This is a genomic window from Actimicrobium antarcticum (assembly GCF_039536745.1).
GTDB lineage: Bacteria > Pseudomonadota > Gammaproteobacteria > Burkholderiales > Burkholderiaceae_D > Actimicrobium > Actimicrobium antarcticum.
The window spans coordinates 372697-384997 of sequence record NZ_BAAAZE010000005.1 but is presented as its reverse complement, the minus strand read 5'-3'; the positions used below and the strand labels follow the sequence as shown (position 1 = coordinate 384997).

The 12301-nt window shown below is 61.2% G+C and carries 8 protein-coding genes; 3 read left to right on the top strand and 5 right to left on the bottom strand.

All coding sequences use genetic code 11. The features are described from left to right. Positions 1-377 precede the first annotated feature (377 nt). From ABD720_RS04515 to ABD720_RS04505, 3 genes are read right to left on the bottom strand one after another with little or no spacing between them, the layout of a single operon-like run. Positions 378-4007, bottom strand: a complete 3630-nt coding sequence (locus tag ABD720_RS04515) for an ATP-binding protein (RefSeq protein WP_344762040.1) — start codon at positions 4005-4007, stop codon at positions 378-380. Beyond that, positions 4004-4714: a DUF4194 domain-containing protein gene (locus tag ABD720_RS04510; RefSeq protein ID WP_344762039.1), complete on the bottom strand. Its 711-nt coding sequence runs from the start codon at positions 4712-4714 to the stop codon at positions 4004-4006. The genes ABD720_RS04515 and ABD720_RS04510 overlap by 4 nt, the downstream gene beginning before the upstream one ends. Continuing rightward, entirely contained in the window at positions 4711-6135 is a 1425-nt protein-coding gene (locus tag ABD720_RS04505) for a Wadjet anti-phage system protein JetA family protein (RefSeq protein WP_344762038.1), read from the bottom strand. The genes ABD720_RS04510 and ABD720_RS04505 overlap by 4 nt, the downstream gene beginning before the upstream one ends. Positions 6136-6388: 253 nt before the next feature. Between ABD720_RS04505 and ABD720_RS04500 the strand changes: the two genes are divergently transcribed. Further along, the gene (locus ABD720_RS04500; protein WP_344762037.1) at positions 6389-7072 is read left to right on the top strand and encodes an FxDxF family PEP-CTERM protein; all 684 of its coding nucleotides are present in this window, start codon (positions 6389-6391) and stop codon (positions 7070-7072) included. 85 nt (positions 7073-7157) lie between these two features. Here ABD720_RS04500 and ABD720_RS04495 read toward each other — a convergent pair whose 3' ends face one another. Further along, the gene (locus tag ABD720_RS04495; RefSeq protein ID WP_344762035.1) at positions 7158-7874 is read right to left on the bottom strand and encodes a glutathione S-transferase; all 717 of its coding nucleotides are present in this window, start codon (positions 7872-7874) and stop codon (positions 7158-7160) included. A gap of 45 nt (positions 7875-7919) precedes the next feature. On the opposite strand from ABD720_RS04495, the gene ABD720_RS04490 reads away from it, so the two are divergent. Together ABD720_RS04490 and ABD720_RS04485 are read left to right on the top strand one after the other, a co-directional pair. Further along, on the top strand, positions 7920-8168 hold the full coding sequence (locus tag ABD720_RS04490; RefSeq protein ID WP_344762034.1) for a hypothetical protein: 249 nt from the start codon (positions 7920-7922) through the stop codon (positions 8166-8168). A gap of 22 nt (positions 8169-8190) precedes the next feature. Further along, positions 8191-9381, top strand: a complete 1191-nt coding sequence (locus tag ABD720_RS04485; RefSeq protein ID WP_344762033.1) for an HPP family protein — start codon at positions 8191-8193, stop codon at positions 9379-9381. A gap of 14 nt (positions 9382-9395) precedes the next feature. On the opposite strand, the gene ABD720_RS04480 is transcribed toward ABD720_RS04485, so the two are convergent. After that, complete coding sequence (locus ABD720_RS04480) at positions 9396-12173, bottom strand: bifunctional diguanylate cyclase/phosphodiesterase (protein ID WP_344762032.1); 2778 nt, start codon at positions 12171-12173, stop codon at positions 9396-9398. Positions 12174-12301 lie beyond the last annotated feature (128 nt).

The window sequence follows — 12301 nt, the reverse complement described above, 5'->3', positions numbered from 1 at the left end:
CGTACCCGGTTTTTGGGAACCCGCAGGGCAGCGGTCTTGCGGTCGCCTTTTTCTTGGTTACTGCTTTTTGGCGAAGCAAAAAGAAGTGACCGGCTGCCGGGCCGCCCCCGGCTTGGTCATGACGGAGCACAACCCGTTTTAGCTACCGCAGACCGCAGATCGCACGCCGTGGCGACCTACAAGCCAGCTTGACCGGCTGCCGGGCCGCACCCGGCCTGGCCCCACGGAGCAGCAACCGTTTTAGCTACCGCAGCCCACACAGGAAGCTTGCCGCATATCGCGCTTCGCAGCCCAAACCCACCTTGAAAGGGCTGGCTTCGCAGCCCTTTCAAGGTGGGTTAGCTATGTTGGGCGTGGCAACCCGTACGGTCGGTGGATCAGCTGTCGGATTGCTGCTGTTCCACGCTCTCGAACACCAGCAGCGCCTGCTCCCGCACCTGCGTACGCCGCGCTTCCCACAAGGCGCGCAACTGATCCGGACGCAACTCGCGCTCATCCGCTTCCGAGACAAACATCACCTCGCCATTGCCTTCGGCTTCGGTCCGACTGAAACTCCATTCGCGCGAAAACTCCGGCTTGATCGCGCCAGCGTGTTTGGTGGGCATCGCACAGATCAATTGCATGCCGAGGTTGTCACGCAAGAATTTCAGGACGTCGCGCGCTCTGCCCTCGTCCATCTTCGAAAACGATTCGTCGTTGACCAGCAATTGCAGGTTCATGCCCTTGTCAAAATGCTTGAGCCGGTTCGTCACCACCGCCGCGTGAATGATGTAGGCCGGGGTTTCCAGCTGACCGCCGGAGCCGGTGCCCCATTCGGACAGACGCACCTGCGAGCCGGTGTCGGAGTCCTTGAAAATGTCATAGCGGCGGTAATTGCGGTAGTCCGCCACGCGCTGCAGTTCCTTGAGCGCGCGGTCGCCTTCGTCCGACAGCAGCAAGGCCAGCAGGCGGTCGCGCACCGCGCAGTTGGCGGCGCTCAGTTGTGCACTGTCGAACAAGCCCAGTGATTCCTGTAACTCCGACAGCTCCGCCGTGGCACTGAAAAAATCGTAGTACTCCTTGAATTCCGGCACCCATTCCGACCAGTCGATACGGAACTTGTCGGTCCCGAACTTGAGCTTGTCGAGTTCGGTGTTGAGCGTCTTGAGGGTACGCACGCCGGTATCGACTGCATTGCGAATCTCGTAGCAGAACTGCTTGGTGAAGACATCGTTGAACGACGCTTCGGCGGTACGCAACTGGTCGAGGTTGCGGACCAGTCCGATTTCCTGCTGCCGCAGCAATTGCTCGCGCACCTGCGCAGCCAGTGCCACGATGTGCACATACAAGCGACCGAAGTCGCCGTCGCGTTCATCGGCCTGCTCGCTCAGATCGAACCGTTCATCCGGGCGCGCATGGGCGTGGTAGTCGCCGAGCGCGTCGCGCAGGTCACCGTGCACGCGCCAGGTGCGCAGCTCGTGCTGTTTCAGGCGTGCGGTGGCATCGCTCTGCGTGACCACGGCAGCAGCGACTTCCTGATCGACTGCATCGGCCAGCGCCGTCAGCGACAAGCTGCCATTGGCCATGCACAGGCTGCGCAACGCATCGCGCTCCTGCTCGACCCGCTCCTGTTTGGGCAGCATGCCGAGGGTCAAGCGGGCGATCGCCGACTCGTGGGTCTGGCGGGTTTTTTCCAGCCCGCCGATCTGCTTGTCGCAGGCGCTCTTGCGCTCGTCGAGCTGGCGCAATTCCAGCTGCAGGACCTCGGCTTCGTCTTCCAGTTTGCTGACTTCGCTGAGGTCGATCCGTGCCAGATCCTGACGTAGCGTGTCGGTACTGCGCACAGCGCTGTCGAGGTCGGTCTGTGCGGTCAGCGAGGCGCGCTGCAACGGCACCATCAATGCCAGCGCGCCCTGAAAATCACGCAACTCCGCACGCACCTGCACCAGCCCCAGCTCGGCATCGGCATGATCCTGTTCGGCACGGGCGCGGGCCAGGCGTTTGGCCTCCTGGCCGAACACCAGCTGCTCGGCATCTGCGGCAAACATGGTGCGCCCGCCACTGCCTTTGCCGTCTTGCGTCAGGCCACGCGCAACCTGACGCAACGCCTGCGCATCGGCGACCTTGACGACCTGGCCAAACTGTTCATGCAGATAGGCGTCAGCAATCGGGTGCTCGGCGCGCAGTTCGTGGACGATCGAATCGGCAGGCGTGCGTTCGGGCTTCAGATGCTTCAGGCACAAGCTGCCCTGGATCACGCTGGCGCGCAGCTTGCGGTGACGCACGAACTCGATGGCCCGGGCTTCCCATTCCTGATCGACCACCAGATTGAAGCGCGCGCCGCCCAGATAGCCTTCGATCGCCGGTTGCCATTGCGGCGACAGCGGCTCGATCAGGTCACACAACACCTGCGCCCGCGCCGCGCCGAGTTCCTCGCGAAATGCCTTGAGCGCGTGTCGCGTCGAGGCCGGATAATCGGCGCCGCCTTCGGCCAGATTGGCCTTGCGCGAAGCCGCGTCCTTTTCGCGTTTGAGCGCGTCTGCCTCGACCGCACGCAGTTGCGCGATCTGCGTATGCAGCGCCGCCGAAAAACTCTGTCCGGGCCCGACCAGTGCGGCATGCAATCCGAGTAACGGCAGCTCCAGCCCATCGAGTTCCTGCAGCAGCAACAGCACCTTCAGCACATCGATCTGGTCGACTGCAGCGAGTCCGGCAATCACCTGCAACTGCTTGCCAAAGTCCGCAGCAGTCACAGCTACCAGCGCCGTGCCAACCTGTCGCGCTGCCTGCGACAGCGCCAGATACGTGCGCGGAATCTGCATGTCGGTGACCAGTTCGGCGGCACGCTGCAGCTGCTGCGCGGTCTGCACATTGTGTTTCAGCGCGCTCAGTGCGGTGTGGATACGCGCAGCGCAGGCTTGCAGATCCTGTTGCAGGCGGCGCTTCTGTTCGGCCGCCGGAATCCCCATCATCTGCGCCTGCAATTGCGTCAGGCTGCGCTGCTTGCCTAGCCTATCCTGTTCCAGCCTGTCGATGCTGGCGCTCTCGGCATCGATCGCAGCCTGCGTCTGCTGCACGGTCTGTTCGGCCGCTTCCAGCTGCTGCTGGTCATCGCGCACTTCCAGTGCTGCCAACAACAAGCGGGTTTGCACCGCCGCCTCGTGCACCTGACTGGTGGCGCTGGCGGCATTGCCCAGCGCAGCCAGTCGCTGCACATTGCCGGCCAGCCGTTCGCCTTCGTGGCGCAGGTCGCTGACCTGGCGCATCAGTTTGCTGATCTGGCCGATCCGTTGCGACAGCTGCGTTGCATCGAGTTCCAGAATCTGGTGTCGCACCAGCTCATCGACGCTGCCGATGGGCTTGTGGGCAATCGACTGGCTCCAGGCTTTGGCGGCACTTTCGGCCTCGGCGAACGGTACGGTTTTCTGACCGCGAAAGCGGCCATACAGCTGGCAGAGATATTCGCGTTTGCTGTCCCGGAAAGTCATCACGCCGCGATACCGCGCAGCCAGGTGATGCTCGATTTTTTCGGCGGCAATCACGGTCATTGCGCCGTCGCCATCCAGCGTGGTCAGGTCGCCCAGCTTCAAAGCGGCATCATCGATGATCAGCAAGACCAGCCGCTCGGCCACCGCCTGGCGACGCTCGCCTGCGCCATCAAGCCGCGCCGAAGCCGCGATCAGCGCAGTGAACTCGCGGCCGTCTTCGCCTTCGCTGGGCTTGAACACCGCAGCGATGTAGCCATGCGCGCCATCGGGCCGCGCATACAGGTTGTCTTCGGCGCCGACGATGTAGGACCACAGCGTGCGCTTGGTCTTGCCGTTGCGCGCGCCCTGCGTGGTTTCATCCTGGCCGGGGTTGTAGTTGAAGATGTTGGTGTACACCGCCGTCATCACGGTTTGCAGGGCATCGAGCATGGTCGATTTGCCGGAGCCGGTCGGCCCGGTCAGCAGCGTCATGTTGCCCATCGGGTATTCCTGCGAGCGCAACGCGCCCCAGTTCACGAGGATCAGTTTGTCGAGCTTCATTGCGCATCCTCCTGGGTATCGGTGCCATCGGCTTCCAGCGCCGCGGCCAGCATGTCGTCGCTGATGATGCCGAGGATGGTGGGGCGAATCGCCAGCAGCGCATCTTCGTCGTCGGTCGAAAAGGTCGGCGCCATCCGGATCAGCCGGTGCCGTCGCAAGTCCGCCAGCAAACGCAAGCGGTCGACCGTCGTGGCCGGCAGCGCGCGTTTGAGTTGGGTCTGCAGGGTGGCCGACAATTCCTCGAACGTGACCAGCACTTCGCCATCGTCGCTCAGGCGGCGGCCGGCTTCGGCCAACCCTTGCTGATACAAAAACCGCAGCGCCAGCGCGGCGGCCACAAAGTCGGCGCTCAGGCGTGCCCGCAGTCCCGCCACCGGTTCCAATTCATCGGTGGGCATGCCGGGTACTTCGGCACCCGGTGCGTACAACCGGAAAAATTCGCCCTGCACATCGTGCACCAGCCGGAATCCGGCCAGCCCGAAGTAATCGTGCAGCAGCAGTTCGATGCGGCGCATGTCGTCGTACAGGCGCTGCTCGACGCCATCTTCGTCGCGCACGATGATGCCGGCGGCGAACAGCCGTCCGACCATGTCGCGAAAGCGTTCGGCGTCGAGGTTGTGCAACGCGAGTGCGTCGTTGAGGGTCTGGCCTAACGTCTTGGTCAGGATCGCGTTCGGGGTCTCGCTTTGGGTCTCGCTAAACGTCATTTGGTGATCTCGACTTGGTAATCATCGCCGGTATAAAAGGCATTCCATAATTTGGCCGGCAGCCTGGTCACGCGCAGGTGCGGATCACGCGCGGCGCGCACGGCTTCGACCAGCTGCATGTTGTTGAGGATATCGGCAGCGGTTTCGGCGGGTAGCGTCGACAGGCGGATCGGCCGGTCGCGCAACTGCAGTTCGTCACGGATGCGCTGCACCACATTGTCGTTCGAGATCGCGAAGGCATCGGCTTCGGCGCGGCTCATCGCTGCCGCCAGCCGGGCCTCGCGACTGACGCGCGGTTGCGCCGTCACGGTCAGGGCGCGGCGGCGTTCCGAGGCGCTGCGCAATTTGAACGTGGCCGGGTCCAGCAGGCGCAATGCGGCAGGTGCAATCGCGTGGCCGAGTTTGTCGAGAAAGGCGTTCTGTGCCGCCGGTGCCAGCGCAGCGCTCTGGCTGATCGCGATACTGTAGGCATGCGACCGCTGCCCGCCACGCAGCATCAGCGCCTGCTGCACGATGGCAGCCGCGCGCTGCATGTAGACGCTCATGGCCTTGATCAGTTCGGGGTGTTTGGTGGTGCAGGCGGCTTCGACGATGTCTTCGATGCGATCAAGTAGCCAGTCCAGCGTCGAGTTGCCGACACGTTCCTGCCGCGCCCAGCGGGCGATGTCGTTCAATTGCGCTTCGAGTTGCCGATGCTGTTCGGGTGCCAGCTGGTGCAGGCGCAGGATCTGGTCGCGGATGACCTGACGATGGCGTTCCACGCTGTCGGCGGTGAGCTGCTTCTTGAATTCGTTTTCGAAGCGTTCCAGAAATTCCATGAAACCGTCCCACGGCGTTTCCGTCGCTTCCTGCATCAGGCGTCGCACCAGTTCCTGAAAATAATCGACGTTCTCGGACAGGTCGCTGATGACTTTTTCGGCGTAGTCATACGCATCCACCAGATCGTACGCATCGAGGTTGCGCAGCGCCGCATCAAGCGCGTTGCGGCAACTGCGCACATTGCGCTGGCGGGTGCGGGCGCTGCGCCGATCGAGGGTCCAGCAGGCCTCGGCAAACAGCTTGCCGGCACGGGTAAAGCGATAGGCCGAGACCAGTCCGGCGCGGTCGCCGAATTTTTCCAGCCAGCCATCGCGTTCCAGCGCACGGATCACGGCGCCGGTACTTTGGGCATCGTCCGTGTCGGTGACCGGGCTGAATTCGAGGTCGGGTGGCGCGTCGTCGGCGGCGGTCAGACCGAGGCGTGCCTCCTGCACGACCGGCAACAGCAGGTCGCGCAACATGTCACGGGTGAGGTTCTGCGCATGGTCGGCGCTCGGTCCGTGCAGGCGTTCATACAGCGCGTGAACGCAACCGACGATGATGCCGCGATGCTTGCTGGCCAGCGGGCGGAAGAAATGCAGGCGGTCGGGTTGAAAGAACATCAGGGCTGATTCGCGGAAATAGGTTCGAGGGCGAACTATAACGGAGCGGGGGTCGCGGGAACAATGCATGGGAGTAGCCGGCGGGACAAAACGCAGTGACACAGCCGATTTGCTGGCGGTTTCCGACTCAAGCAATTTGCAGCGAAATGATCTTCACCCGGTCGAATGCGGCAACAAAGTCAACCGCACGTTCGAAGACAAATTCGCCTGAATTGCAAGGTAATGTTAAATAAAATGCAATTATCTTTACTAAATGACATATCTATTTGATACTTCTTCCAAGCAATTTAATTGCTTGTGGGATCAGACAGCAAATCCAACTACAACAACCGTCAAGGAATACATCATGACCAAATTCACTAGAATCGCACTCGGGCTATCCCTTATGGTGTCGTCGTCAATGATGCTGTCCACCGCGCAAGCGACGCCCGCACCCTCACCAAGCTGGATTCAAACATTAGGTCCGGCAACAACGGGCTTTTCGGTTGGTTCGAGCACCGTTACTTACGGCCCGACGATGGCGCAATCCGTCTTTAGCTACGATGGCGCAAACCCTCCGGGCAATCAAAGTCCGGCCGCAATCCGCACCATGGTTTCCACGCAATTCGGTCTGCCATCGACAGGCGTGGGCTCATTGTTAGCGTCATCGGCTTTCGGTGATATCTCGACAGGCACATTCACTATTGCCTCCAGCTACGATTATCTGGCAATTCATTATGGCAAAGGCGAGTTACTGTTCCACTGGACTGACCCGATCGCAGCAAATACATCATTCACCATCGAGGGCTTGCCCCGTGGCATCAGCAACTATCGCGCTTTCAGTTCAACGGTAGAACTATTGCCAATCCCGGCAGTCCCTGAGCCAGAGACCTATGGCATGCTGCTCGCGGGCCTCGGTCTGCTGGGTGTCGTGGCGCGTCGACGCAAGTCAGCCTGAAAAGCAGGCGGCATGGAGTGCCGCTGACTTCACGACAGCCGTAATCGATCATGGGTAGCTGGTGCCTTGCATCACCCGCCCACAGTCAATCATCGAGCTCCGGGTAATGCCGCCAGATATCGTCATTATTCGGCGCCAGCCGTCTTGTCGAGCGCAAGTAGCGCGTCACATTCGGTACTAGTGCTACCCGATCATGCAAGGCCAGCAGTCGCGGCACTTGCACACCCACCCGTGCCATTGCCTTCGGAAACGCATAGATGAGTCCGGCAATCATCTGGAACATTGACAGGTCCACGTAGCTCAGGCGATCGCCAATCAGGCAGGTGTCTCCGGCCGGATTGCGCTCCAGGATGCTTTCAAAATAATTCAGGAATTTTGGCAGGCGCTCGCTCCGGAAGGCGACTGCGTACCGCAAGGCTTCCGCTTTCTGCTCCCCGTAATACAAGCCGCCGCCCACCGGATGATGCGTGTCATGCACTTCGCTGACCAGGTCGGCGATCGTCAACTGACATTGATGTGCCCAGAATTTCCCGGCTTCGTCGGTCGGCGCCAGGCCCAGTTGCGGCCCGAGGTAGAGCAGGATGTTGGCGACCTGCGCCAGCACCAGTCCATCCACCTTGACGATGGGCGGGGCAAAGGGCGGCTGGTCAATGGCGGTGCTTTGCAACAGGTCGAACAGCGCCGGCAGGCCCGGCTTGCTGCGGGCAACGTCGATGTAATCAGCATCGGCGGCTTCGAGCGCGAGCCGGATGAATTCGCCGCGCCCCTGAATATCGGGCCAGTAGTAGAGTTCGATCGGCATGTCTAGTATCCTTGTCGTCTTTTAAAATTTACCCCGCATAATTCCATGGAAGAACTCGATCAGCGCTATCAAGTCCGCCAGCGCAAGGCTAACCCGGAAGAGAAGGACGTGCCGGTCTACGCCAAGGCCATGATCGGCAAGACCGGTCAGTTTGAAGGTGTTTCGTTCATCCGCAACAAGGACAAGGCGTCGGTGATGACGCTGGCACTGGCGCAGCAGGTCATCGACTGGACCGAGGCGCGCAAGACCCGCGCCGGCGAGTACGTGACCACGATCATCTGCAAAGGCCAGTGAACGCAGCAATGACGGTGTCGGTATGAACCCGCCACGGCACGCCTTGCGGAACTGGTTGCGCAGTTTTATCCCGGTCAGGGTCGGCGTCAATGGCACCGAGCGCTTGCGCGCGTGTGGCGGCGCGCTACTGGGCATCCTCATTACCGGCCTGGTGATGCGCTGGACTCTGGGTCCCGATATACCGGTATCGCTGCTGATCGCACCCATGGGCGCGTCCGCCGTCCTGCTGTTCGCGCTGCCCTCCAGTCCGCTGGCCCAACCGTGGTCGATCATGGGCGGCAATCTGGTATCGGCAACGATCGGCGTCGCCTGTGCGGTATGGATTGCAGATCCGGTCTGGGCCGCGACTGCGGCGATCGCGCTAGCCATTGCTGCCATGCTTCTGCTCGGTTGCCTGCATCCGCCCAGCGGAGCGATTGCGCTGACGGCCGTGCTTGGCGGACCCGCCATTCATGCTCAGGGTTTTGCGTTCGTGCTGGCGCCGGTGGGTCTCAATTCCCTGCTGATCCTGCTGGTAGCGATCGCCTACAACAACGCCACGCGGCGTCGCTATCCGCACCTGGCGCACCCCGACGCTGCCAGCACCCACGACACGAGGGATGCGTCACCGATGAGCCGGGTCGGCTTTACCTCGGCCGACCTCGACCATGTGCTGCGCCAGTTCAATGAGGTACTGGACATCAACCGCGACGACCTCGCCGATCTGTTGCGACAAACCGAAATGCAGGCTTACCGGCGCCGCTTCGGTGAAGTCAGCTGCGCCGACATCATGTCACGCGACCTCATTACGGTTGAATTTGGCAGCACGCTGAACGAAGCCTGGACACAACTGCACGCACACCGGATCAAGGCATTGCCGGTACTCGACCGGGCCCGACGCGTTATCGGGATTGTCACGCTGGCGGATTTTTTTCAGCATGCAAACCTTGACGGCCCGGTTGCCATTAGCGACAAGCTGCGCGCCTTGTTGCGACGCAGCCCGGCATCCCACTCCGACAAACCCGAGGTAGTCGGTCAGATCATGACCAAAGCAGTCCGAACCGCCACGATGGACCAGGCTATCGTCGAACTGGTGCCGTTGTTCTCGGATTCCGGTCTGCACCATATTCCGGTGATCGACGAAGAACGACGTCTGTGCGGCATGGTCACGCAATCGGACCTGGTTGCGGCGCTGTACCGAGGGCGCCTTGATCAGCCATTGGCGGCAGCATGATTGCCACCACTAACTCAGTGCATGCGCATGTTTTCCGAGACAAACGGCTGCCCCAGTCGCTGTTCGAACTGCGAGGCAGGCATCGGCCGGTTGAACAGAAAACCCTGGTACGAGTGGCAGCCGAGCGCCGCCAGATGATCGCGCTGGCCACGGTTTTCGACCCCTTCGGCGATCACCTCCAGCCCGAAACTGTCGGCCAGGCTGACGATGGTGCGGGCGATCGCAGCATCGCCCTTGTTGGTCTGCACATCGCGCACGAACGACTGGTCGATCTTGAGCTGGTCGATCGGCAATATTTTCAGGTAGGACAGTGATGAATAGCCGGTGCCGAAATCGTCCAGCGAGAAACCCACGCCGAGCTTTCTGATTTCGGACATGCGCGCGCTGGTGTCGTAGATATCGTCGAACAGGACGCTTTCGGTCATCTCCAGTTTGAGCTGATGCGGGTCGGCGCCCGACTCCCGGATGGCCCTGTAGACGTCGTCGACAAATCGCGGATGGCGGAACTGACGGGCACTGACGTTGATCGCCAGCCGCACGCTGGCGGTCAGCGGCTTGTTCTGCCACCGCGCCAGCTGGGCACACCCAGCCTCCAGAATCCAGCGCCCCAGTGCCAGAATCTGGCCACTCTCTTCGGCCAGTCCGATGAAAGCGGCTGGCAACAACATGCCTCGCGTCGGATGATGCCAGCGCACCAGCGCCTCGGCGCCGATCAGGGTGCCATCGCCCTTGACCTGGGCCTGATAATGCAATTCGAACTGGTTTTTTCCGGCCGCATTGCGTAGTTGATTTTCGAGTAGTGCACGGGCCGTCACGCTGACCTGCATCGCCGAGGCAAAAAACCGCAAGGTATCGCGCCCGGCCGCTTTGGCCTGGTACATCGCCATGTCGGCGCGCTTGAGCAATTCGGTCACCGACATGTCTTCGTGACCGAACAGCGTGATGCCGATGCTGGCGGTGCTGTGATACGAGCAATCAGAGATCTGGTACGGCTGGCGCAGCGCCTGCAATATTTTTTCGCCGACCTGGGCCGCGTGACTGGCGGCAGCACCCGGCGCATCCTCGAGATCGACCAGCATGACGACAAACTCGTCGCCACCGAGGCGGCCCACCGTGTCGTCAGAACGCACGCAGCTGCTCAGGCGTTGCGCGACCTGCTGCAGTAAAGCGTCGCCCATGTCATGCCCGAGCGTATCGTTGAGCGTCTTGAAATTGTCCAGGTCAATGAACAGTAAAGCACTGTTGTGATGGGACCGGCTTCGGCTGGATTGCACCTGTTGCAGGCGATCGAGTAACAAGCGCCGGTTCGGCAATCCGGTCAGACTATCGTAGAACGCCAGTTGCTGGATTTCCGCTTCAGCGGCGGTGCGCTCGGTGATGTCGGTATCGATCATGAGAATGGAACGTGGTTGCTTGTCGTCGCCGCGCGCCAGCGTCCAATGCCCCTCCACCAGAACCAGCCTGCCATTTTTGCAGCGCTGCCGCAAAATACCGGTCCATTCTCCGGTATCCAGCAGCTGCTGCTGTATGTGTTGCTGATCCTCGACGGACAGCATCGACTCTGGCAGCGCATTGCCGATCGCCTCGTTGGCACTCCAGCCGTAGAGTCGTTGCGCACCAGCGTTCCAGAATTGCACGCGCTGATCGATGCCGCGCACGATGATGGCGTCTTGCGCCTTGTCCAGCAACGCCACGTGCTCGGCGAGTTTGGTGTCGGCGTCCTGGCGCTCGATTTCGCCAGCCACACGAATCGCGTAAATCTGCAGCGTTGAACGGATCACGGCGGAGCGCAGCAATGGCTCGCGGAAAATCACGCCAATAATACCGATCGGCGTGCCATCGAAATCTTCCAGGCGTACAGCGACGTAGGCTTGCGCTTTCATTTTTTCGAACAACGGATAGGCAGGATAGCGGCTTGCCACGTCGTCGCAGACCAGCCATTCGCGCTGCGTCAGCAAGTCTTCGCTGGGCGTTCCGGCCAGCGCAAAGTCGGAAGGCGTGGCACGCTCGCCATCGATGACCCCGGCAATCAGGCGCGCATGCCCGGGGTTTTCAGACAGACATCGAGCAATGAAACCGCCGTCGGCACCCAGTGCTTCGGTCATGCTGGCCACAAGACGCCACAGGAATTCACTGCCGTGGCTGGCCGATAGCGCAGTGGCCGTCCGGATCATGATCGATTCGGTCTGGCTGTGATCGGCACGGGCCCGCAATCCGAGCAGGGCCTGCGCGATCTGTTTTTCGAGCTGCGTCAGCAAATGCACTTCTTGCGCAGGCAGCGCGCCAATGACGTCGCGATACAGCGCAAGCACGCCAAAGGTACGGGACACGTCATTCAGGGGAAAACAGATCATCGAGCGCAGGCCATCCCGTACGATGCGCTCCTGCCAGGGATTGAAACGATCGCTGCCGACCATGTCGCTACACTCGACTACCTGACCGGTGCGTACTGCTTCACCGCACGGTCCGCCTCCGAATGGCAGGCTCGACGACCAGCTTATTTCAATGCCTTCCAGACTGCGTTCGCCGCCAGCCTGGGCAATCGGACGAATCTTGAACGAGTCATCCTCGAGCGCTTGCCCGATCCAGCAAAACACATAGCCGCCACTGACGGTCATCAACGCACAAAACGCATTAAGCAACTGCATCTCGGTCGACGCCTGTGCAATCAGGTCAACGCAACCGGACAACAAGCGCATGGCGCGCTGCGCCGAATCTCGCTCCGGATCCAGAGAATTCGGCAAGTTATTCAAAGGCGCTATTACCTCGTCGCTACTTTCAGGCATTTCCATGACATCTCCGGCAAACAGGAGCCAGCGTCTGCATGACGCACACGCAATGAAGTAGTGCTGCGGGCCTCCGGCGAGGCATTGTGGCATGGCTTGAAGCGAGAGAAAAGAAGAGTTATCGAAATGACCTT

What these genes read in the sequence shown, in the direction of transcription:
- ABD720_RS04515 (WP_344762040.1), bottom strand. Translation starts at nt 4,007, where the DNA reads ATGAAGCTCGACAAACTGATCCTCGTGAACTGGGGCGCGTTGCGCTCG.
- ABD720_RS04510 (WP_344762039.1), bottom strand. Translation starts at nt 4,714, where the DNA reads ATGACGTTTAGCGAGACCCAAAGCGAGACCCCGAACGCGATCCTGACC.
- ABD720_RS04505 (WP_344762038.1), bottom strand. Translation starts at nt 6,135, where the DNA reads ATGTTCTTTCAACCCGACCGCCTGCATTTCTTCCGCCCGCTGGCCAGC.
- ABD720_RS04500 (WP_344762037.1), top strand. Translation starts at nt 6,389, where the DNA reads ATGACATATCTATTTGATACTTCTTCCAAGCAATTTAATTGCTTGTGG.
- ABD720_RS04495 (WP_344762035.1), bottom strand. Translation starts at nt 7,874, where the DNA reads ATGCCGATCGAACTCTACTACTGGCCCGATATTCAGGGGCGCGGCGAA.
- ABD720_RS04490 (WP_344762034.1), top strand. Translation starts at nt 7,920, where the DNA reads ATGGAAGAACTCGATCAGCGCTATCAAGTCCGCCAGCGCAAGGCTAAC.
- ABD720_RS04485 (WP_344762033.1), top strand. Translation starts at nt 8,191, where the DNA reads ATGAACCCGCCACGGCACGCCTTGCGGAACTGGTTGCGCAGTTTTATC.
- ABD720_RS04480 (WP_344762032.1), bottom strand. Translation starts at nt 12,173, where the DNA reads ATGGAAATGCCTGAAAGTAGCGACGAGGTAATAGCGCCTTTGAATAAC.